The sequence below is a fragment of the Candidatus Kryptoniota bacterium genome (genome assembly GCA_036567965.1).
In the GTDB taxonomy this organism is placed as follows: Bacteria; Bacteroidota; Ignavibacteria; order Kryptoniales; family JAKASW01; genus JAKASW01.
This window is the reverse complement of sequence record DATCTN010000031.1, coordinates 153,278-175,992: the sequence shown is the minus strand read 5'-3', so window position 1 is coordinate 175,992 and position 22,715 is coordinate 153,278. Positions and strand designations below refer to the sequence as shown.

The window sequence follows — 22,715 nt, the reverse complement described above, 5'->3', positions numbered from 1 at the left end:
CGAGAGCCGGAAGCGGCCTAATTCGATTTCAACTCGTTGAGGATCGGAGAAGTGAGTGAACCGATCGAGTCCTGTCCGGTCTTGAGCTCTTCGAAGACTGCGATCGTGTTTCTCCCAATCTTGAGCCATGGCGCGGGAACGTAGAGCGTCTGCTGCGGTCCGATGTTCCAGTATCTTCCGAGGTTGTGACCGTTTACCCAGACAACTCCCTTTCCGAACTCCCGCATGTCGAGGAATGCGTCTCCGACTTTCTCGAGCACAAAGTCCCCTTCGAGTACGGCCGGGTAATCAGAGCGCTTCTCTCGTGAGATACCGACTTCCGGCTGGACTGTCATTGGGAAACCGTAAATTTTCCAACCGTCGATTTTTTTTCCGTCTATGGAAACGGAATCAGTAATCCCTTTGCAATTATCATTTATATACTTGCCGTAGTTTATTCGTCCCAGGTTCTCGACGAATATGTCGATCTTGTTTTCACCCTTTGCCAGCTCAATTTCGCAGCTATCCTGACCCAGGCGTCTATCCAGGACCGCGACGCGTTTCCCGTCGACAAATACAATTCCAAAATCCCTCAGGTGAACTATGTGAAGTGCCCCTTTCAGCGGGCCAATAAGACTGCTCGAATACAGGACATAACCGTACGGCTGGTGAAGTTCCTCAAATGTCAGGGGGACTCTCGAGCGGGCGGGTTTTGGAAGGAAGTGCACGATATCCGAGGAGTACCGTAGTTTGAACCCGCGAATATCGATAATGTTCTCCACTGCCGGGACAGGCGGAATCTTCGAGCTGTCAGAAAGAAATTTTCGGATCACTTTCCGCAGAGCAAAATATTTGGGTGTAGCATGCCCAGCTTCGTCTATGGGCGCGTCGTAATCGTAGCTGCTGATCTGAGGTGAATAAGGATTGTCATCCGAATAGTTCGCCCCGTTCATGAACGCACGGGTTGTACCACCATGCGCCATATACATATTTACCGACAGACCATGTGCAATGATCGTGTCAAGCTGTTCTGCGCATACTTTCGCGGACACGGTGTTGAACGGCTTTCCCCAGTCGTCAAACCAGCCGGGATACCACTCTCCGATGAAAAACGGACCCGACCCGTTGTGATAGGTCCGGACCGTATCTTCGATTTGTTCGACGTCGGTCGACCCGTCGACAGCAGGAAGCGCCCCTTCGACAGATCCCATGGAGACCCTGTCGATCCCGTCGAGAGTATAAAACGGAACATCAAATCCTGCATCGCGCATCAGTTGCTCATTCATCATCAAATATTTCTTATCATTTCCGTAAGAGCCATATTCATTCTCAATCTGGACCATCAGAATCGGTCCGCCATTCGTCACCTGCAGCGGGGCGAGCTCCTTGCCGAGTCGTTCATAGTAATTTTTCATCAGCTTCATGAAATCCGGATTACGGCTTCGTACCTTCATTCCCTTTTCGTTAAGGAGCCAGTAAGGATACCCGCCGAATTCCCATTCGGCGCACGCGTAGGCGCTTGGCCGTACCAGTACCCAGAGTCCTTCCTCCTGGGCAATTCGTACGAATGCGGCAACATCAGCGCCTCTTTTAAAATTGAATTTTCCCTTTTCGGGTTCCTCGACGTTCCAGAAAACATAAGTGCAGACCGTGTTCAATCCCATGGCTTTCGCCATCCGTAGACGCGACCGCCAGTACTCTCTCGGTATTCTGGAGAAATGCATCTCGCCGCTGATGATCTGAAATGGTTTACCGTCGAGCAGAAAATTGTTTCCTGAAATCGCGAACGAATGCCGTGTCTCACGGGCGGAGACAACAGCAGCAAGAAAACTGAGGACGAGAAATATTCTTTTCATTTATGCTGGCCGGAAATCTTCAGTACCCACGCGTACTTGCACGGAGGATGCTGTTGATATGACGAGGGCACCTCCACTTCGAATCCATTCCCCACCTTCTCCCAAATGAGTTCGCTGTTTGAGCCGAGAAGTGTGACCTTTGCCCCGCTCTCAGGACAAAATTCAGACATCCATATTTTCGGAGGGGGATTAGTCTCATCTTTATCCGCAAGATATATTGCGTAGGTTGTTCCGTCATCGAGCTGAGTCAAGCAGACTTTTCCATCTTTATATGGCGCGACGGGATGAGTCTTGTATATCGCCTCGCCGTTGATCTTCATCCATTCGCCGATTCCTTTAAGTCTCTCGTAAGCGACCGGATCGAATTCACCATCAGGTCCCGGGCCGATATTAACGAGAAAATTTCCGCCTTTCGAAACAATATCGACCAACAGATGTATCAATTCGCCGACTGATTTATACTTGTCATGTGGGACGTACGACCAGCTTGTCGCCATCGGCATGCATGTTTCCCACGGATACGGAAGCGGGTGATCCGGGACGGTATTCTCCGGCGTAAGATAGTCCTGATCCGGACCCGGCACAGCACGGTCGACGACAATCAGTCCGGGTTGTTTTTCCCTGGCATCTCTGACAATGAGCGGCATGTCGATGTCCTGACTCTGCGGAAACACCGGATAATCCGCGCTCAATTTCTCTTCAGTAATTTCCGCATCGGTTTTCTGCCGCACCCATCCGCCGTCCAGCCAGAGAATATCGATGCGGCCATAATCGGACATGAGCTCGTTAATTTGAGCCTGCGTGTACTCGACAAACTTCTGCCACCTGTCGGGATGACGTCTGATGCTGTAATTAGGATTTCTGTCAGGCGTAGCGAAGTTCGGCCACCAGTAGTATGGAGAATGCCAGTCAGGTTTCGAGAAATAGGCGCCAATCATGAATCCGTCTTTTCTGAACGCGTCAAAAATTTCCTTTGCGATATTTGCGCGGGGATCGGTGTGAAACGGACAATCGGGCCCAGTGATTTTGTAATCGGTCGTTTTCGTATCAAACATGCAAAACCCGTCGTGATGCTTTGTCGTGAACACGACGTATTTCATTCCTGCGTCTTCAGCAGCTTCAGCCCATTTTGCAGGATTAAACTTCACCGGATTGAAAGTCTTTATCAGGTCCTGGTACCGTGTTTTGTATTCCGTATAATTCGAGTCTCGTCTCTTTTCCCATCCTTCGTCTTCCGAACAGATCGACCACGATTCAACAACGCCCCATTGACTGTACGTGCCCCAATGCATGAGGAGACCGAACTTGTTTCCTTGCCACTTATGGAGATTCCCCAGTACCAGCGTGTCGGTCTCAGGGTAATACTTTTGCAAATAGTCCTGGCCGAACGACAACCCGCTAGCCAGCATTAAGAACAAAACTACCAAGGCGGTCCTTTTCATCTGTACACTTCTCCCATTGGACATTTCACAACAGACAGCCCTTTAACTTCATACACACCACTTACACCAGCCGATGATCCGGTACATCCAGCAGGGCGTATGTCTTGCGAGATCGGTATTAAGTTATGCATCCTTGTTTGACTCACGGATCTGATCGTCTCAATTGGCATATACCTCATCGATGAAAAGCCAGGCCTTTCCTCCAGCTCCCTCGTGCCATGGAGGGCAGACGCCTATATTCTTCGCCTGAACTCTCAGGAATCGTATATTCTGTTTGCCGAATTCCAGAGTAAAATCTTTTTTCACAGGATCGGGGTCCTTCTGGGGGACATCATTCCTTGCAACTCCCAATTGATTGTACTTCACGCCGTCAGTCGAGACCGAGAACACCACGCTGTCGGGCATGAAGATCCACGAGCTTGTATTCTGATAGAAGCCGGCACCAATTTGGGAAATCTCGGTTTGTCTGCCGAGGTCAATCACTGCGTCAATATCCACTCCTTCGTAACCCTGCCACAGTCCGTCCCGGAAGTCCATCGTTCCCCGCACTCCGTCGACAAGAGAGCCGGCTCCACTTGCAGGATATTTTCGCCAGAACGGGATGTTTAATGAGACACTCGCATTTAGGGTTTTAGAAATCATGAATGCAAGATCGATTGGATTTCCAACGAGTTTTCCGTTCATCACCGATTGTGCAATGAGCTGGGAAGTCCCCTTAACGGTTAAAGGCGATTCGTACAGCGGCGAAGAGAGAGAAGGTATGCCTCCGTCGAGCGTGTAACGGATTTTCGTTCCCGCCTGCAGCGACTCAAGTTCAATCGTGAAGTCCTTTTTCACTTCATCGAAGTACGTCTTATATCCGATCGCTTTTCTTTCAAGGCCGTAATCGACGCCAAGGCACGAGAGGCGTTCGTACTGACCCTCCAGCCTGTTATGAAATTCTTTATAGTCTTTCTTACGGAGTTCAGTCCAGCCGACTTCCGAAAGTGCAAGAATGCGCGGGAAGAGTTTGCTGTCGACCGTTTCCTGCGGCGCCCTTTCGCTCCACATGTTTGCCTCCGTGCCCAGGACATACTTCGATTCGTCGGGAGAAAGACCGGCAGGGACCGGGTTGAATGAGTACACGGTATCCAGATCCAGCTCATCCACACTCCTATCGAAATACGCGTAGTCGCCGGGAGACACAATCGTGTTGTGTTTGCTCTGTGCCGCCTGAATCGCTCCATCGACACCCCGCCACGATTGCACCGTCGCGCCAGGAGCCAGACCGCCCTCAAGTATTTCGTCCCAGCCGATTATCTCTCCTCCCTTCGATTCGACATATTTCTCAATCCTCTTGATGAAGTAACTCTGCAATTCTTCTTCGTCCTTGAGATTGTTGTCCTTGATGCGCCTCTGGCAACGTGGGCACGCTTTCCAGCGGTCCTTCGGCACTTCGTCACCTCCGATGTGAATGTAGTGAGACGGGAAAAGCTGCATCACTTCATCGAGGATATTCTCAAGGAAAATGAATGTCGAATCCCTTCCTGCACAGTAAACATCTTTGTATACGCCCCACTGTATGCCCACATCGAACGGGCCTCCGGTACAGGAATTCTCGGGATATGCCGCGAGGGATGCCATACAATGTCCCGGCATCTCTATCTCGGGGACTACATTTATGTATCTGCTCTCGGCGTAAGCCACAATTTCTCTGATGTCCTCCTGAGTGTAGAATCCTCCATATACCGAACCGTCCGGTTCCTTTCGCCATGCGCCTACCTGAGTAAGTCTCGGATATTTCTTGATCTCGATCCGCCAGCCCTGATCATCAGTGAGATGCCAGTGAAGTATGTTGAACTTGTAATAAGCAAGGAGGTCGATATATCTCTTGATGAAGTCCTTCGTCATGAAGTGTCTGCAACAATCGAGGTTGAGTCCGCGCCAGGAGAACCTGGGATGATCGATGATCGTGCAGCATGGAATCAGATATACTTCTTGCGGTGCCAACGAGTCCGCCGGCGGAAATATCTGCAGGAGTGTCTGGATGCCCCTGAAGAGTCCTGCCTCAGTTCTCGCCGTCAACGCTATTTTCTCCCGTGATATGTCGAGCTTATAAGATTCAGGATTCGCGGGTGCTGAAGTGGAATCAATATCTAAAGTGATCAGCCCAGATCCGTCGGTGCTTTTTCCTCCGACCAGCGCGGGAGAGATTTTTGTAAACAGCGCCAATTGTTCCGACAGATACTCTGCAAGTTTCCCCAGGTTATCATCAGAAGAGATCACGGACGCGGCCGAATATCGGAACGCACCATTTATATACACGACTGAATCGGGTTTCGGGATGACGTTTATCGACGACTGCGCAACAGTTGTCGCAGAACCGAACACAACCATTAACAAGATCACGACGGCAATTTCTCTCATTTTATTTTTCCCGACAGATAGATTCTAATTCGGAAATGGACGGCAAGAAAGTTTCGGGACTTCATTCGGAGTGTGAGAACTGAACGTATCGTTCCGGAAGCATGTACAATCCGAAATTCGCGAGCGTCGGATTGAGTCTCGAACTCTCAATTACCAACCGTACGCGAGAAGTCTTGACGGGCTTAAATCGCAAGAGTCTTTTATACCCAACTGTTGTTCCCTCAGTAAGCTTCTTCCAACCGCCTTCGTCCCAATAATCGACGTGAAACTTCTCAATCCTCTGGCCTACGGTTATTTCTTCCTGAAGCATCGCGACATCGAATGTCTTTTCACCTTTGAGGTCGAATTCCAGAGAACTCGTATCGGTATTATCCGGACCCGACCAGAATCTATGATCACCGAACAGTTTAGCATACTTCAATCCCTTCTCCCCGCCATGCCTGACAATCGCATCGCTTGAGAGGTTGACGCTAAATGTCTTTTTGAGAACTCTGTGAAATCCGTCAAGCGCTTTTATGTCGTAATCCGAGATCAGTCCCCTTTTGTCTGCAGGAACGTTGAGAAGCAAAACGGAATTCTTCCCGACAGAGTTGAAGTAAATGTCGACAAGCTGATCGACGGACTTGACGGATGTGTCCTGCGACGAGTCGTAGAACCAGCCGGGCCGGATGGACACATCGGTCTCCGCGGGATACCAGAACAACGCGCTCGCGCTGTACAACGAATCTCTGCTGCCGAGATCATCTCCCATATAGTTGCGCGGGATAAAAATGCTGTCAAGCGGGTGATCGCCGTCTTCTTCCTTCGATATATTTTCACCGTTCACGTCGAGCGGAATTACATCCCACTCGGTCTCCCTGCCGTAACCTGATTCGGTTCCGACCCACCGAACGTCGGGACCCATTACGGCGATCAGAGCATCTGGTTGGAGCTGCCTGATCAGCCGGTAATGCCCGTGCCAGTGGTAAGACTCCGGCTTCGCACCAGGTCCACGGTAACCGTCGAACCAGACTTCACTTATCTTCCCGTAATTAGATAGAAGCTCGCGCAGCTGGTTCATGAGATAAGTGTTGTAAGCGGGAGTGCCGTACGCCGTATTGTTTCTGTCCCATGGAGAAAGATAAAGACCCACCTTGAGTCCGTGCTTCCTGCACGCGTCGACAAATTCTTTAACGACATCTCCCTTCCCGTTCTTCCATCGGCTGCTCTTGACCGAGTAGTCCGTAAATCTGCTTGGCCAGAGACAGAAACCGTCGTGGTGTTTCGCGGTGAGGATTGCCATTTTCATTCCGGCGTTTTTGAGGACGCGTGCCCATTGATCGCAGTCGAGCCCGGTTGGATCGAACAGATTCGGATCCGCATGTCCGCTCCCAATCTGTGTCTCAGTGAACGTGTTCATACCGAAGTGGACGAACGCGATACACTCCATCTTCTGCCACTCGTACTGCTCCGTTGTCGGAACAACATTCGCTGCCTTGGTGATGATTTCTGACTTAGTGTCGGTTCGACCGATCGCGACGAAGTTAAATTTCTTTTCCTGGGCGAATGCGCTCGAAAACGGATTCACTAGAGCGAAAGTGAAAAGACAGAATAGCAGGTGAGTCGTTGTGGTACTCCTCGTCATCGCTCTCTTTTGGCGGCTTGGTGCAGGTCTTTGAATGTGCGTTTCTTAACTCGAGTTTGTTCGCTGTCCCATTAAACCCATCGATTTTAGGCAAACACCCCTTTAATGTCAAGACTTACCTGGAAAGATTTGATTGATGTCCTTGTGAAGGAACGTCTTATTGCGCGACTCCGCACCCTCATCGATGCGGACTAGCGGTTGGCAAAATGAGAGACGCGAGATTTTTCCGACAGTATTTGAAGCGACCGGACTGACTCAGCGGGAAATTTTTCCCGAGACAAGCCGGCCGAGGAGCCGAAGGAGTGAGGACGAAAAGAGCTCCTGAGACAGTGCACCGGCGAAGAACTTAATTTCTTTCGTGCTTGGATTCATTTCAAGTTCAGAACGTTGATTCTGAGGGTTTATGAGAATAAATTAAAAAGTTCAGGATTTTTCATGCCGTTTCAATTACGAGGAATGACCCAAGGATAGGGAGGGCCAGATGAAGAAAATTACTATCGAAGACGTTGCAAAACGCGCCGGGGTCTCGAAGGGGACGGTTTCTGCGGTCATAAACGCGAAGAACACCGTCAAACCGGGCACGAGAGATCGGATACTCGAGATAATGAAGGAAGTGAATTTTCGACCAAGGGGGACGGCCAGAAACCTGAAGAACGGGGCTCAGGACAAGAGCATCGCGATCATCATAAAAGATTTGAACTATCCATTTTATACATCGATCGCCACAGGTGTAAAGGATTATGCCGCACAAAAAGGTTATTCGGTGATCATCACAAGTTCCGATGACAATCACGAACGCGAAAAGAAACTCTCACATCTCTTTTCGACGAAGGACATAAAGGGGACCATAATCGCACCGATCGTACAGGGCTCTGCTGAAATCGAGCACCTATTCAAGTTGAAGATGATAAATCATCCTTTCGTACTTCTCGAGGACGTCAAGGGCATACAAGCAAACGTGGTGGCAATCGACAACCTTAGAGCGATAAAAAAGGCGGTGAAATATCTTATCGAAGGCGGGCATACCAAGATCGTGCATTTCGCTGGTCCGCCGCAGTCATCCCACACGCAGGAACGCATCGAGGGATTCCGCGACGCGTTTAGCGAGAGCACTCTGGTGTTCAACGAAAACATGATCGTCTCGATCGGATCGCACTACGAAGAGAGCTACGGCAAGACAATCGAATATTTTAGGAAACTGGACAGGAATGATTTTCCGACTGCAATTGTTTGTTTCAATGATCAGCAAGCACTCGCGGTAATGACGGCTCTTAAACAACTGAAGATATCTGTACCGCAAGAGATATCGATTATCGGAAATGACGACATCTATTATGCCAAGATGTACCCGATACCGTTGACAACGATACAAGCGCCTCAGCAAGAGATCGGGAAAACTGCAGCCGAGATCCTGATAAGGAACATCGAATCTTCGACGCTCCTACCGATCGAGCGGGTCGTACTCGATACGGAGTTTGTGATCAGAGAATCCTCAAGAGTTTTGAACGGCACGAAATAGAGAAGTTCATCTGCATAATTATCTGCTACTGTTTGACCCCGAGATAGTCGCTGCACGGTTACGTCGGATCCGTTAGCGCCGCTGCAGCGGGCCGGAAACCGGTGCAAGTTAATCCCAGCAAGGAGATTTACTCCCGACGCCGGGTTTCTTTTCAACTTGAAAATATTGATCAAAGAACATAAAATTGAACGAGGCCGATATTGGATATTACAGCACTTAACGAAAAGATCAAGCAGGACAGCGCGTTCGTCGATCTTCTGATGAACGAAATCGGCAAAGTCATCGTGGGACAGAAGCCGATGGTAGAAAGACTTGTCATAGGACTCCTCAGCAATGGCCACATCCTACTCGAGGGTGTTCCCGGTCTTGCAAAAACACTCGCGATCAAAACGCTGTCGTCCGCAACGAAAGCGAAGTTCCAGAGGATCCAGTTCACGCCCGATCTCCTTCCGGCAGATTTGATTGGAACTCAGATCTACAACCAGAAGGACGGAAGCTTCATGATCAGGAAGGGCCCGATCTTTTCCAATTTTATTCTTGCAGATGAAATCAATCGGGCACCCGCAAAAGTCCAGAGCGCACTACTTGAAGCAATGCAGGAAAGACAGGTCACGATCGGGGATCAGACGTTTAAGCTTGAAGAACCTTTCCTCGTCCTCGCGACACAGAACCCGATAGAACAGGAGGGGACATATCCTCTTCCTGAAGCCCAGGTCGACAGGTTCATGCTGAAGGTAAAGATATCATATCCCACCCGTGATGAAGAATTGAAGATCATGCGCCAGAACGTCGGCATGACCGACGGCGTGGTGCAGCAGGTGGTAACCCCCAAGGACATCCTCAGAGCCCGCGGTCTTGTCCATGAGGTATACATCGATGAAAAGATCGAGAAGTATATACTCGACATAGTATTTGCCACGCGTTCTCCGAAGGAGTTCGGCCTGCCGAATCTTGCGGACTTCATCAGTTACGGAGCCTCACCGCGGGCGTCAATCAACCTGGCCCTCGGTGCAAAGGCGCTGGCGTTTATCCGGAGACGGGGCTATGTCATTCCGGAAGATGTCAGAGGAATTGCGCTTGATGTCCTTCGCCACCGCATCGCGATAACATACGAAGCCGAGGCCGAGGAGATAACGACCGAGGACGTTATTAGAGAAATCCTGAATAAGGTGGAAGTGCCGTAATAGCAGTTAGTAATCAGCCGTCAGCTATCAGCGCCTGCTCCAACGGCTAAGTGCTGATCACTGACAGCTGATCGCTGCTTCACCCATGCTTACCAAAGAACTTCTGAAACAGGTCAGACAGATTGAAATCCAGACGAAGGGTCTGGTTAACCAGGTCTTCTCCGGTGAATACCATTCCGTTTTCAAAGGAAGAGGTATGGAGTTTTCCGAAGTGCGGGAGTATCAGCTAGGGGACGATATCAGGAGCATCGACTGGAACGTGACAGCGCGTTTCGGCCATCCTTTCGTAAAGATCTTCGAAGAGGAGCGTGAGCTCACGATTATCTTGTTGGTCGACCTGAGCGGCTCACTAGTCTTCGGCTCGGTTGAGAAGACAAAGCAGCAGATCGCCGCCGAGATCAGCGCAATCCTCGCATTCTCCGCACTTAAGAACAACGATAAGGTCGGTCTTATTCTCTTCACCGACGGCATCGAGACGTTTGTTCCTCCAAGAAAAGGGAGAAAACATGTCCTGAGGATTATCCGTGAAGTCCTTTCGTTCGAAGCAAAGGGTAAATCCACGAATATCAAGTCCGCCCTGGAATTCATGAATTCTGCGATCAAGAAACGGAGCATAGTGTTTCTCATTTCAGACTTTATGGATTCGGGGCACGAAAAGATTCTGCGCGTGGTCGGAAAGAAGCACGACCTTATCGGGATCGTGCTCAACGACAGGAGGGAAGAAGAAATACCGAGGATGGGATTGGTGAAATTCCTCGACGCCGAAACCGGAAAGGAAAGATGGATCGATACCGAGGACAAGAGAACGAGAGACATGTTCAAAAAGTCGAGGGAGACTATTCGGGCGAACAGGAAATCGCTATTCTTGTCGAGTCATCTCGACAGTATCGAGATTCAAACCGGGGAGAACTACATAAAACCCCTTGTAAAGTTTTTCAAATTGAGACAAACACGGTGGTAAGGAAGTTCTTCGCGGTCGTATTACTCGGACTTCTGGTCCCATCCGGCGCGCGGTCACAATCAGTAAGCACGACTGCTTCATCCGACAAGTCCGATTATCAGGTGGGAGACTACATTCATTTTGTTTTGCGCGTGAAGTCCGACACCAGCGTAACGATCTACACTCCATCCTTCACCGACAGCCTGAGGAACGTCTCATTGCTGAAGACTTTCAGCCCAACCGAAGAAGACTCCGCTGGTAAAAAGACAATTACGTTCAACTATATACTATCCGGATATGATTCCGCGGGAGTGGTGGTCCCTCCCGTCTCCTTGATGTACAAGGCCCCGGGTGACTCGGTAATCAGAGTTGCGTATTCAAACCCGGTGAGCTTCACGATCCGGACATTGAAGGTCAACACGCAGCAGGACATCAAAGACGTCAAGCCGCCGCTCGCCATTCCGCTCGATTGGAAGCTGGTCCTTCTCTGGGTCGTAGTAATTCTGGCAGGAGCTGCGATCGTTTATTTCCTGTACCGGTTTTACAAGAAGCAACGCGCCGCGGCCAATCAGGCCGCGCCGGCTGTTGTACTCCCTCCACACGTTGTGGCGATGAACGCGCTGAAGGAACTCGCGGAACAGGAACTTTGGAGAAGAGGACAAATAAAAGAATATCACTCCAGGATCACCGAGATTGTGCGGCGATATTTTGAAGATCGTTTCGGGATGCCTGCGATGGAACTCCCTACGTCCGAATCCGTTGAGCTGTTGAGAACGAAGGACGGCACTGAGCCCGTATTGGAGATCACGTACGAGTTTCTATCCAACGCTGACATGGTGAAATTCGCGAAGTTCACTCCTCTCGACTCTGTAAACGAACAGATGATGCGGCAGGCGATGGATATCGTAAACAGGACCGCGCCTCGAGACAATGAGGACGGAACGCCGGAGAGCAAAGATGTTCGGTGACGTGAAGTTCGCTTATCCGTGGGTCCTCTACTTTCTCGCAATTATTCCCGCGATGATCTTCTGGTACTGGAGGATCGGCGCGAAAAGACAGACATCCCTGACTTATTCTTCGCTCAAGATATTCCAGTCTGTACCACCATCGTGGAAGGAGAGGGCGAGGCATCTGCCGGTCGCGCTTCGCTCAATCGCAACAGCCATCCTCATCATCGCACTCGCGAGGCCGCAGAGTTTCTCGACGGGTCAGAACGTTACCACTGAAGGAATCGATATCGTGCTCGCGGTGGACATTTCAGGAAGCATGAGGTCTGAAGACTTCAAACCGAACCGCGTGGATGCGGCAAAGAGCGTTGCCGATAAGTTCATAGACGGCAGGCCGAACGACAGGATAGGACTGGTCATCTTCGCGGGTGAGGCGTTCACTCAATGTCCGATCACTATCGATCACCGGGTTTTGAAAGATCTCCTGCAGAAAATCGATCCGAGCATGCTTCCCGACGGAACCGCCATAGGCAACGGCATCGCTGACGCGGTTGGCAGACTGAAAGATGGACAGGCTAAGAGCAAAATCATTATCCTCCTGACCGACGGCGCCAGTAATGCGGGCGAGATAGACCCTCGGACCGCTGCCGAAATCGCGAAGACGTATGGAATACGTGTATACACGATCTGTGTCGGCACCGGTGCCCCCGCACCATATCCCGTCCAGACACCGTATGGACTCCGTTACCAGATGGTCTCCTTTGCGATCGACGAAGGCTTGCTCAAAGACATCGCCGATATAACCGGCGGACAGGCGTATGTCGCTTCGAACAACAGAACGCTCGAAGAAATCTACAAGAAGATCGACCAGCTCGAAAAATCGAGGATCGAAGTCACTTCTTACCGTAACGCCGCCGAACTTTTCCCGGCGTGGCTGAATGCCGGCCTCCTCATACTTCTCCTTGAGCTGTCGCTCTCAAAAACAATACTGAGAAAGTCCCCGTAGAACGTATGAACAAAGAAAATTTCCGACCGTCAAATAATTTAGAACAACCATTCAAAAAGATCTGAACTGAACGCATGTTTCGATTCGCTCATCCCGAATATCTTAACGGCCTGTACGTCATCCCGCTGGTGATAATGAGTCTCTGGTACGCGGCAGTAAGGCGGAACCGGGCCGTGGGCAACTTTGCGGACAGGAAGCTGCACCATATACTTATTCCCGCTTATAGCGGCTGGAAAGCTTTCCTCAGATCGGGTACGATCGTAATTGTCATCGCTCTCCTTTTTCTCGCCGCGGCCGATCCGCAGGTCGGGACCAGGATCGAAAATGTCAAGCAGACAGGAATCGACATTTATATTCTTTTGGACGTCTCGCTAAGCATGCAGGCGCAGGACATAAAACCAAGCAGGCTTGAGAAGGCGAAATTTGAAATATCGAACCTCATTCAGAAACTCAGCGGCGACCGGATTGGCCTTATAGTTTTTGCGGGTGAACCGTTCGTGCAGTTTCCGCTGACGACGGACTATTCCGCGGCGAGTCTTTTTCTTTCAGCGGCAGACGTCTCCACGGTGCCAGACCAGGGAACGGCAATCGCATCGGCAATACAACTCGCGACGCGCTCATTCGACTACACGACACCGCGTGAACGGATGATTGTTATCTTTACGGACGGCGAAGATCACGAGGGAAATCTCGGTGAGGCGATAAGTGACGCGAAGAGCAAAAACGTTCTTATCTACACAGTCGGACTCGGCTCACCGGACGGAGTTCCAATACCGGTTTACAATGATCAAGGTCAGCAGACCGGTTTCAAGCAGGACAGATCGGGGAAAACTGTTTTGACAAAGCTCGATGAATCCGCATTGAGTGAGATTTCTTCCGGCACAGGAGGAGAATACTTCAGGGGTACTAACGACCGGGATGAGCTTGATATTATCTACAAGGATCTTTCCAAACTGAAGAAGGCGGAGCTCGGCGAGAAAAAAGTCACTGACTTCGAGGACAGATTTTACTATTTTCTGGCACCGGCAATATTTCTTCTTCTGGTCGAATTCCAGATGTCAGAGCGTAAATCGGCACTTTTCGGCAGATTGAATCGGAAACTTGGCCTCACAGCCGACTCAGACGAGAAAGAGTGATCCATGAGAAATAAATACTTGATTGCATATTCTACCCTATTCGTGATATTTGCATCGGCCGGGTTCGCACCGGCGCAAACCATAAGGTCACATGTCAACAAGGGCGTCAAACTTTACAAGGACGGAAGATACGTAGACTCTGAGGTGGAATTCAAGAAAGGTCTCGCTCAGGCGCCGGCAAATTTCCAGGCCCACTACAACCTCGGCGATTCTTACTACAAAGAAGGTAAATACGACGAGGCCATGAAATCGTACAACACAGCGCTGCCGAAAGCCGGCGGCGAGAACCGGAAGTCCGATATATTTTACAACATGGGAAACTCGCTTCTCAAAGATAAGAAGATCAAGGAAAGCATCGGCGCATACGTGGACGCGCTCAAACTTAATCCGAACGACCAGGACGCGAAATATAATTTATCTTACGCGATCGACCTGCTGAAAAACCAGAATCAGAATAAAGACAAGAATAAAAACAATCAGGATAAGAACGATCAAAAGCAGAATAAGCAGGACAACAATCAGAAGAACAAAGACCAGAATAAACAGCAGCAGAACCAGCAGGCCCAGATGAAACAGAGCAAAATCTCAAGGGACCAGGCCGAAGCGATACTCAGCGCGCTGAACAACGACGAGAAGGCGTTGCAGAAGAGGCTCAGGAAAATGAAGGCTGAACAGGCGAAGACAGATAAGGATTGGTAAAAGTACAAGAATGACGAAAAGGGCAAGCGGAAGAAAGGTATACGGATTAAGACATTAAAATGTGGAACTAACCTTTTGAGCAGATTTTTTTATTCATAGACACAAAGATGAAGACAATTTTGAAATTAATTTTCGCGCTTGCAATCACGATACTCGCTGAAACCACGGGTGCGCAGACTTTTACGGCATCAGTAGACAACACCACGGTATCAACCTCAGATCAGTTCCAGATTACATTTACATTTGCGGGAAAAGACATTAACGGGATGAAGAATTTCAATCCTCCCGACTTCAAGGGATTCATGATAATATCGGGCCCGAACCAATCCACGAGTATGCAGTTCATAAACGGATCGGTCTCTGCGTCGGCGTCTTACTCATATTATCTTCAAGCTCGGGAGGCAGGAAAGTTCACGATCGGGAGCGCTAGGATCGATTACGAAGGGAAACCTCTTACCACGCAGCCGATTGAGATTACGGTTACAAAAGGCACTCCTCCGCAGGCGAGCACGCGACAGAGTAACCAGAGCATCTCTTCGAAAGATATAGGCGACAACCTCTTCATTCTGGCCACAGCCGACAAGCAGAACATCTACCTGGGAGAGCAGGTGACAGTCACGTACAAAATTTACACGCGGCTCGACATTGCGTCCTTCCAGCCTTCCAAACTTCCCTCCTACGAGGGATTATGGTCGGAACAATTAAACGTTCCGAGTCCGATCCCATCCTCCCTGGAAATGTACAACAAGAAACAATACCGGGTGTATACGATAGATAGAGTTGCCCTTTTTCCTTCACAGCTTGGTGAGTTATCAGTCACGCCGCTCGTCCTCGACATACCGATCCAGGTGCAGCAAAAACAAAAAACCGGCGACAGTTTTTTCGACAGGTTCTTCAACGATCCGTTCTTCAATACAGCTCAGGTCGTCAACTATACTGCCACCTCCAACACGATCCGCCTTCATGTGATCCCGCTTCCCACGAAAGGAGTTCCGAAATCTTTCAACGGAGCCGTGGGCGACTACTCGCTCTCGTCATCCATCAGCTCGACAAACGCCAAGACGAACGAACCGCTGTCGCTGAAGTTTAACCTGAGCGGCCGCGGCAACATACAGCTGCTGAACCTTCCCGATATTGATCTCCCGCCCGGATTCGATAAGTATCAGCCGAAGATTTCCCAGCAGATAGACAGAAACGGAACGATTTCAGGGACAAAAACTTTCGAATATCTCATCGTGCCGAGAGACCCGGGGACAAAAGCAATTCCACCCGAACAGTTTTCATACTTCAGTCCGGCTAAGAAGTCATACATAGCACTCGCATCCCCGTCGTACGAATTGCATGTAGTACAGGGGACGGGCTCGGAGAACGAAGCCGCGGGAGGATTCTCGAAGGAGGAGATAACCCTGCTCGGACAGGACATCAGGTACATAAAGACGACCGACAGCGACATCAGAAGGAGCGAGGGAATAGAAGTATTCGGTTTCGGATTCTGGGCCGGGGCAATCGTCCCTCTGGTAGCTTTCGGCGGACTAGTCACATGGCGGAGGAAGCAGGACAGGCTGGCGGGCAATCTCCAGCTTCTCCGGTACCAAAGGGCGGAGAAGATCGCCCGGAAGAGATTCAAGAACGCCAAAGCGTTGATGGACTCCGGAAATCAGACGGGATTTTACGCGGAGATTTCGCAGGCTGTCTTCGGATACCTGGAAGACAAGCTTCACATTCCAAAATCGGATGTGTCGTCCGAATTTGCGGCTTCCGAACTCAGGAAGAGAAACGTGAAGGAAGAAGTGATTGCTCAACTTAAGGACTGCGTCGACAGGTGTGAGTTCATGAGATTCGCTCCCGCCGGCGAGGGCGCACCCGCCATGAAGGAGATGTATGCGGGGCTGACTCATGTCGTCGTGGAACTCGAGAAGCATCTCGCCGGAGGAACGGTAAAGAAGAATGTTTAAGGGAGAAGACATCTTTAGAAAATTGCCGCTTGCACGGCTGGTCGCTGTCGCGCTTCTCATTCTTTCCGGCAGTGCGCTGGCATCCACGACCGACAGCCTGATGAGCACCGGAAATGCCGCGTACCAGAGCAAAGACTTTCCGAGGGCGATCGCAGCGTACCAGGAATTAACTAGTCTCGGGTACGAAGGGACATCTCTCTATTACAACCTCGGAAATTCATATTACCGGGCGGGAAAGATCGGTCTCGCGATACTTTATTACGAAAAGGCCTCGAGACTGTCGCCAGGCGATGAGGACGTCGCGCACAATCTCGCGATCGCCAACGCCAGGACCGTCGACAAGTTGGATGCACTGCCGAGGTTCTTTGTCTTCCAATGGTGGGAAAGTCTCCTCGCGTTATTTTCGCTATCCGGATGGACTCACGTCGTATTTACCCTATACATCATTTCCCTTTTCGCATTCGGTCTGTACTTCCTTGCGAGGCAGAGATTTATACAGCGAAATTCGTTTTTCGTAGGACTCGTTGCAACTTTATTGCTTATTCTCTCGATCTCTATAGGGGCCGTAAAACTTAACAGAGAACTTACAGTCCGGGACGCAATAGTAATTGAGCCGACAGCCGTCGTGAAGCTCGCCCCCGACCCCACCAGCAACGATGCGTTTGTCGTACACGAGGGCTTAAAAGTGAGAGAGCTAGACGAAGTCGAAAACTGGGTGAAGATAAGGCTGCAGGATGGAAAACTCGGATGGATCCAAAAAGACGAGATCGCGACAATCTGACGGGATATTCGGATACACAATGACCATGGGAATCTATGCCTGCAGGATTTGAACAAACCTGGAGATGGTTCGGACCCAACGATCCATTCAGTCTCAAGGAAATAAGGCAGACCGGTGCGACAGGAATCGTCACCGCCCTGCACCACATTCCCGTCGGTGACGTGTGGACACCCGACGAGATAAACAAAAGAAAAGCCGTTGTAGAATCGGAAGGGCTAAGGTGGTCAGTAGCGGAGAGCATTCCGGTCCACGAAAATATCAAAAAGCAAAAAGACAATTACAGAAAGCTAATTGAAAATTACAAGCAATCGATCAGAAACCTTGGGGAATGCGGAGTCGATACCGTCTGCTATAACTTCATGCCTGTCCTCGATTGGCTCCGCACGGATTTACAGGTGATTTATCGCGATGGCTCCATCACCACGCGGTTCGAACCGAAAGCGCTTGCCGCGTTCGACATTTTCATTCTGAAGCGTAACGACGCTGAGAGAGATTACACTCCCGACCAAATCCGCCTCGCGAAAAAATATTTTGGAAGATTGGACGACGATAAGAAAAAGAAATTGGTGGACACCATTCTTCTCGGTCTTCCCGGCTCGCTTGAAGCATATACTCTCGACGGTTTCAGGTCGGCTCTCGCAGAGTACAGGGAGATAGGTGACGGCGAACTTCGACAAAACCTTCATGGGTTCGTGAAAGAGATCATTCCTGTCGCCGACGAATCGGGGGTCATGATGGCAATCCATCCTGACGATCCGCCCTGGCCTCTTCTGGGATTGCCGCGGGTCGTATGCGACAAGAAAGACATTGAACAGATCTTACGAGTTAACGATTCGCCTTCGAATGGAATAACTCTTTGCACCGGGTCGTTTGGTGCCTCATTCAAGAACGATCTCGTCGATATGGCACAGACATTTGCGCGGAGGGTAAACTTCATTCATTTGCGAAACGTGACAAGGAACGCTGACGGCGACTTCCTTGAAGAAAATCATCTCGAGGGTGATATAGATATTTACGGCGTTATGAGGCCGTTGATAGTGGAACAGAACAACCGGTTGAAAGAAGGAAGGCGAGGCGCGAAGATGCCGATGCGCCCCGATCACGGGCATCTCATGATACCCGATCAAAACAGGAAAGGAATTTATCCGGGCTACTCTCTCTTCGGAAGAATGAGAGGGCTTGCCGAATTACGCGGCCTGGAAATGGGTATCAGACGTTCTCTCGGTTACTAGTCGCGTCCTCCCATCACCATACTCACCACTCAGGCGATTTCTGATTTCAAGAGCGAATGTCGTCTTCCGCTGTTAAATTGATTCTCTCAGGCAAGTTGAATTTGCTTGAGTCTGGGGACGAGCCAGTTGAAGATCAATAACGCGAGCAGGTATACCGTTCCCGCGAGAATGAAGAGCGACAGATAATTCCCCGTCAATTGCAGGATAAGTCCGGCGGCAGTCGCCACGAGCATTCCTCCGACCGCGCCTGCCGTTCCTCCCAACCCGACAACAGAACCGACGGCTTCTTTCGGAAACATGTCGGAGACAGTCGTGAATAGGTTTGCAGACCAACTCTGGTGAGACGCGGCGGCGAGCCCAATCAGGAGAACGGCCCACCACTCGGGGACAGTCGAAGCGAACACGATGGGAACTATCAATATCGCGCTGACCAGCATTACCGATTTCCTGCTTCGGTTGAGTGTCCACCCTCTCTTTAGAAACGCTCCCGATAACCAGCCCCCTCCGATGCTCCCGATGCTCGTCATTGTATAAATGACGATGAGGGGTAATCCGAGCTGAGCGAGATCCAGATTATATCTTTCATTCAGAAACTTCGGAAGCCAGTAAAGATAGAACCACCATATCGGATCGGTTAAGAATTTTCCGGCGACGAACGCCCATGTCTCCTTGTACTTTAGAAGCTTCAGCCAGGGGACTTTCACCGAGACGAGTTCTTCGGGATCGCTCCGGATGTACGCGAGCTCCGCTTGAGAGACTCTTTTATGTCTTTCCGGGGTTTCATAAAGCCAGACCCACAATGCGAACCAGATAAATCCGAGAAGTCCGGTGAAAATAAAAGCTTCCCGCCAGCCCCAGGTGAGCGTGATCCACGGTACGACGAGCGGCGCGACGACCGCACCTATATTGGCGCCGGAGTTGAATAACCCGGTCGCGAATGCTCTTTCCTTTTTAGGGAACCATTCAGCCGTTGCCTTTATTGCCGCAGGAAAATTTCCCGATTCGCCGAGCCCGAGTGCCGCCCTCGCCGCTCCAAATCCTAAAGCGTTTCTCGCGAGCGCGTGTGCCATGGCCGCGATACTCCATATAAATATCGAAATGGAATAGCCGATCTTTGTTCCCACTCGATCGATGAATCTTCCCACAAACAAAAGCCCGACAGCATACGCGCCTGTGAACGCGGCGACGATGTAGCCGTATTCGATCTCGTTCCAGCCTATGTCCTTCTGAAGAACGGGCGCAAGGATCCCGAGGACCTGTCTGTCAATATAATTTATCGTCGTCGCAAAGAAGAGGAGCGCGCAGACCGTCCATCGATATGAGCTCATAGGAGAAGCAGAGTTTCCGGATCTCTCTTGTTCGGTTACCATTGGATTGTCCCGTTATTAATAGAGGATTTATTCCACTTCAAGTCCCTTTTTCCCATCGCAACAATTATTTTGCGAGTCGCAGGATTTCGGCTCCTGCCAGGAGGACCGGACCGATACCGTGCGGATCATTTAAAGGTGTCGGCCTTGCGTAGTAGAATGCGAGATCATCCCCGACGCCGGTTCCCTCGCATACCCCTTCAATCTCGCCGTCAGGCCTGATCCTTGACATGACGCCGTTCCACCCCCGGCGTGCAACGGATTCATACTGGCGCTCAAGATACCCTTTTCTCACGCCGCGCGCGATTACGTAAGTAAACATGGCCGAGCAAGATGTCTCGAGATATGAATCGGGTTTGTCGAGGAGCTGGTGCCATAAACCATTATCGCTCTGGTACCTTGCAATCCCTGCGATCTCTTCTCTAAAGATCGAGAGGAGTGTGTCGCGCTTTGAATAATTTGCCGGCAGCCGATCCAGCAGGTCGATCTGGCCGAGCATGATCCAACCGTTCGCACGTCCCCAGCAGGCCACACCGTTTTTCATGGAGTCGGAGAACCAGCAGTGATAATTTAAACCCGTCAGGGAATCGAAGAGACACTTGTGAAAGTTTATAACCTGATTCGCCGCGTCATCGAGATAGCGGTCATCATGAGTCAGCTCGCCCATGCGACTCAGGAACGATACACTCATATAGAGGTCATCTGCCCAGAGGGTCCACTTTCTCGGAAGCGGACGGACCAGCGTGCCATAGGCGAGACGATCCTGTTTGGTCTCAAGAAAATCGATTGCCTGGTCGATGTATTCCCGATAGCGCTTCTGCCTATCCTGTTCATACACCTCTATCAGGCTTGCCCCCATTGCGCCGTAGTCGTCGAGAACTTCGATGACGATTTTCTGGCCGAATGGGTACGACCATTTGTCCTGATTAACGTACCGATCCCGGAAATATCCGTAATTGTCGAAATCGAATGAAATTGATTTTTCCGAAAAAGTCACGCAGGAAGGATCGTTCATGACCTTGCCCAAGTTAATCATCGCGATATTCAGGACTCCGTTCCAGTATCTCCAATCGTTGTATGGGCTTTCCGGACGGATCCGCGCGATGTCGGGCGCGTCTGAAGTCGATCCGTACTTCTTGCCTGTGCTGTCATCGACAAACTCAAACGTGCTGCTTTTGATGACCATACTTGCGACAGCTTTTATCTTCTGTATAGTTAGAGAACTGTCGTCGCCCGGGAGTTGTCCTGCCGCCGAATGTTCGTATGGAAAAGCTATTAAGATAAATAGAAGGATCAATTCACGATTGAATTTCCACGAGAGAGAAACCGTCGAACGTACCATAGACTATTCACTTTCCATAAGATGCTTCATTCGTGCCCGGCTGCGGAACGGAAATATAAATTTTAAGATCCTCAGGTATACGGATCGTTCGGTGAACGCCAAAGAATAATCTAACGCTTAGACGGCGCTGATGCTAATTCTCCACTCGTGTCGCCGAACTGTTTCCGTTGAACCGCCGGATGAGAAATCCAGTTGTCTTCCCGGTCGAGTCTTTGTTGAAGTGGACGAATTCGAAAGTCCCCCTGACGTAAAAGTCAGAATCGGTTTCAGCTGATAACACATGCCTGGTCGATTCGGATTCCTGAATCATGAGGTGTCCATCTTCAACAGAAATTATCGTTGACGCGCCCGCGAAGGTTCGGTAAGTTCCGGAGTATCTCTCGAGCGTTTTACTATCGATCATCAGATCCGGGCGTGCATAAACAAATTGCAGCCCTCTCGCAAATCCTTCTGCCTTCGTGCCGGAGTGACCGGTGGCGGCGAGGACCATCGTCTGCATGCTCAACCCGCCGTATTCTCGCGACTTAAGGACATCTACAAAGCGCTGGAACGGCGTGACATCTTCGTATTCACCTATCGCCATGAATAACTTTACAGGAAGCTGTGAATTCTTCTTGTGGTATTCGCTCTCGAAATTGTAAATGACCCCGTTGTCCCACTGCACCGCGGGACTTGTCAGGACGTATCGTTCGAAAAGATTTGTCTCTTTGAAAAGAGTATATAATGTAAAGAGTCCTCCGAGTGAACTTCCAATCAGAGTCCTGTCGTCCTTTCTGACCCGGAATCTTGATTCGATAAATGGGATGAGTTCACTCTTGATGAATTGAAGGAACTTCGGTCCTTTACCCGATAGCGGCATTTCGTCGCTTGTTGTTGGGGTGAGATCCATTGCACGCAGATAATCGTAATTTGGGTTCGGACCGTTCCAGGTTATTCCCACGACTACAAGTTGGGGGAGAAACCCATCGTAATATTGCTGTCCGAAAATGCTTTCGATGAGCGTGAAGTCCCATTGCCCGTCGAGCGAATATATCACGGGAAAAACTCTTGTCGTGTCTCCATAACTACGAGGGACGTAAACATAGATGTCGTACTTCTCCTTCGTGATGGAAGATGCGATCGTGAAAGACTGTGAGCCGGCGATCTGGACTGCAGGCGGTGATAATACGCCGGTATCAGTCAATGACTGCGCGTTTAGACGCGATACGCTCACGACAATGAGGAACAGACACGATTTCAGGATCATTCGACTCATTGATCTTCTTCCTCCAAGGTTTGTGAATGTGCAAACCACCTCGCA

17 protein-coding genes are annotated in these 22,715 nt (G+C 50.2%); 10 read left to right on the top strand and 7 right to left on the bottom strand.

What is annotated here, in order from left to right:
- Nucleotides 1–17 precede the first annotated feature (17 nt).
- From VIS48_15625 to VIS48_15610, 4 genes are all read right to left on the bottom strand, one after another.
- Complete coding sequence (locus VIS48_15625) at nt 18–1,835, bottom strand: glycoside hydrolase family 35 protein (protein ID HEY9167583.1); 1,818 nt, start codon at nt 1,833–1,835, stop codon at nt 18–20.
- A complete protein-coding gene (locus VIS48_15620; protein ID HEY9167582.1) occupies nt 1,832–3,277 on the bottom strand; it encodes an alpha-L-fucosidase in 1,446 nt (481 codons plus the stop codon). Before VIS48_15620 ends, VIS48_15625 begins: the two co-directional genes overlap by 4 nt.
- Nucleotides 3,278–3,436: 159 nt before the next feature.
- Nucleotides 3,437–5,683, bottom strand: coding sequence for a family 20 glycosylhydrolase (locus tag VIS48_15615; GenBank protein ID HEY9167581.1), 2,247 nt, complete (start codon nt 5,681–5,683; stop codon nt 3,437–3,439).
- Nucleotides 5,684–5,744: 61 nt separating this feature from the next.
- Nucleotides 5,745–7,307, bottom strand: coding sequence for an alpha-L-fucosidase (locus VIS48_15610; GenBank protein ID HEY9167580.1), 1,563 nt, complete (start codon nt 7,305–7,307; stop codon nt 5,745–5,747).
- A gap of 481 nt (nt 7,308–7,788) precedes the next feature.
- Here VIS48_15610 and VIS48_15605 point away from each other — a divergent pair, with 481 nt between their 5' ends.
- The 10 genes from VIS48_15605 to uxuA all read left to right on the top strand — a co-directional run bounded on the left by VIS48_15605 (nt 7,789) and on the right by uxuA (nt 18,706).
- Nucleotides 7,789–8,826 carry a LacI family DNA-binding transcriptional regulator gene (locus VIS48_15605; GenBank protein ID HEY9167579.1) on the top strand — a complete coding sequence of 346 codons (1,038 nt, stop codon included), beginning with the start codon at nt 7,789–7,791 and terminating at the stop codon, nt 8,824–8,826.
- 200 nt (nt 8,827–9,026) lie between these two features.
- The gene (locus tag VIS48_15600) at nt 9,027–10,010 is read left to right on the top strand and encodes an AAA family ATPase (protein HEY9167578.1); all 984 of its coding nucleotides are present in this window, start codon (nt 9,027–9,029) and stop codon (nt 10,008–10,010) included.
- Between the two features lie 85 nt (nt 10,011–10,095).
- A complete protein-coding gene (locus tag VIS48_15595) occupies nt 10,096–10,971 on the top strand; it encodes a DUF58 domain-containing protein (protein ID HEY9167577.1) in 876 nt (291 codons plus the stop codon).
- Complete coding sequence (locus VIS48_15590) at nt 10,965–11,918, top strand: hypothetical protein (protein ID HEY9167576.1); 954 nt, start codon at nt 10,965–10,967, stop codon at nt 11,916–11,918. Before VIS48_15595 ends, VIS48_15590 begins: the two co-directional genes overlap by 7 nt.
- Before the next feature lies 1 nt (nt 11,919).
- A complete protein-coding gene (locus VIS48_15585; GenBank protein HEY9167575.1) occupies nt 11,920–12,903 on the top strand; it encodes a VWA domain-containing protein in 984 nt (327 codons plus the stop codon).
- A gap of 74 nt (nt 12,904–12,977) precedes the next feature.
- Nucleotides 12,978–14,039, top strand: coding sequence for a VWA domain-containing protein (locus VIS48_15580; GenBank protein HEY9167574.1), 1,062 nt, complete (start codon nt 12,978–12,980; stop codon nt 14,037–14,039).
- Between the two features lie 3 nt (nt 14,040–14,042).
- Entirely contained in the window at nt 14,043–14,738 is a 696-nt protein-coding gene (locus VIS48_15575) for a tetratricopeptide repeat protein (protein HEY9167573.1), read from the top strand.
- Nucleotides 14,739–14,845: 107 nt separating this feature from the next.
- A complete protein-coding gene (locus VIS48_15570) occupies nt 14,846–16,693 on the top strand; it encodes a BatD family protein (GenBank protein HEY9167572.1) in 1,848 nt (615 codons plus the stop codon).
- Complete coding sequence (locus VIS48_15565; protein ID HEY9167571.1) at nt 16,686–17,474, top strand: tetratricopeptide repeat protein; 789 nt, start codon at nt 16,686–16,688, stop codon at nt 17,472–17,474. Before VIS48_15570 ends, VIS48_15565 begins: the two co-directional genes overlap by 8 nt.
- 35 nt (nt 17,475–17,509) lie before the next feature.
- On the top strand, nt 17,510–18,706 hold the full coding sequence (gene uxuA, locus VIS48_15560; GenBank protein HEY9167570.1) for a mannonate dehydratase: 1,197 nt from the start codon (nt 17,510–17,512) through the stop codon (nt 18,704–18,706).
- A gap of 86 nt (nt 18,707–18,792) precedes the next feature.
- Here uxuA and VIS48_15555 read toward each other — a convergent pair whose 3' ends face one another.
- From VIS48_15555 to VIS48_15545, 3 genes are all read right to left on the bottom strand, one after another.
- Complete coding sequence (locus VIS48_15555) at nt 18,793–20,076, bottom strand: MFS transporter (GenBank protein ID HEY9167569.1); 1,284 nt, start codon at nt 20,074–20,076, stop codon at nt 18,793–18,795.
- Nucleotides 20,077–20,140: 64 nt separating this feature from the next.
- Nucleotides 20,141–21,415 carry a glycoside hydrolase family 88 protein gene (locus tag VIS48_15550; GenBank protein ID HEY9167568.1) on the bottom strand — a complete coding sequence of 425 codons (1,275 nt, stop codon included), beginning with the start codon at nt 21,413–21,415 and terminating at the stop codon, nt 20,141–20,143.
- A gap of 133 nt (nt 21,416–21,548) precedes the next feature.
- Entirely contained in the window at nt 21,549–22,670 is a 1,122-nt protein-coding gene (locus VIS48_15545; GenBank protein ID HEY9167567.1) for an alpha/beta hydrolase-fold protein, read from the bottom strand.
- Nucleotides 22,671–22,715 lie beyond the last annotated feature (45 nt).

What these genes read in the sequence shown, in the direction of transcription:
- VIS48_15625 (HEY9167583.1), bottom strand. Translation starts at nt 1,835, where the DNA reads ATGAAAAGAATATTTCTCGTCCTCAGTTTTCTTGCTGCTGTTGTCTCC.
- VIS48_15620 (HEY9167582.1), bottom strand. Translation starts at nt 3,277, where the DNA reads ATGAAAAGGACCGCCTTGGTAGTTTTGTTCTTAATGCTGGCTAGCGGG.
- VIS48_15615 (HEY9167581.1), bottom strand. Translation starts at nt 5,683, where the DNA reads ATGAGAGAAATTGCCGTCGTGATCTTGTTAATGGTTGTGTTCGGTTCT.
- VIS48_15610 (HEY9167580.1), bottom strand. Translation starts at nt 7,307, where the DNA reads ATGACGAGGAGTACCACAACGACTCACCTGCTATTCTGTCTTTTCACT.
- VIS48_15605 (HEY9167579.1), top strand. Translation starts at nt 7,789, where the DNA reads ATGAAGAAAATTACTATCGAAGACGTTGCAAAACGCGCCGGGGTCTCG.
- VIS48_15595 (HEY9167577.1), top strand. Translation starts at nt 10,096, where the DNA reads ATGCTTACCAAAGAACTTCTGAAACAGGTCAGACAGATTGAAATCCAG.
- VIS48_15580 (HEY9167574.1), top strand. Translation starts at nt 12,978, where the DNA reads ATGTTTCGATTCGCTCATCCCGAATATCTTAACGGCCTGTACGTCATC.
- VIS48_15575 (HEY9167573.1), top strand. Translation starts at nt 14,043, where the DNA reads ATGAGAAATAAATACTTGATTGCATATTCTACCCTATTCGTGATATTT.
- VIS48_15570 (HEY9167572.1), top strand. Translation starts at nt 14,846, where the DNA reads ATGAAGACAATTTTGAAATTAATTTTCGCGCTTGCAATCACGATACTC.
- VIS48_15565 (HEY9167571.1), top strand. Translation starts at nt 16,686, where the DNA reads ATGTTTAAGGGAGAAGACATCTTTAGAAAATTGCCGCTTGCACGGCTG.
- uxuA (HEY9167570.1), top strand. Translation starts at nt 17,510, where the DNA reads ATGCCTGCAGGATTTGAACAAACCTGGAGATGGTTCGGACCCAACGAT.
- VIS48_15555 (HEY9167569.1), bottom strand. Translation starts at nt 20,076, where the DNA reads ATGGTAACCGAACAAGAGAGATCCGGAAACTCTGCTTCTCCTATGAGC.
- VIS48_15550 (HEY9167568.1), bottom strand. Translation starts at nt 21,415, where the DNA reads ATGGTACGTTCGACGGTTTCTCTCTCGTGGAAATTCAATCGTGAATTG.
- VIS48_15545 (HEY9167567.1), bottom strand. Translation starts at nt 22,670, where the DNA reads ATGAGTCGAATGATCCTGAAATCGTGTCTGTTCCTCATTGTCGTGAGC.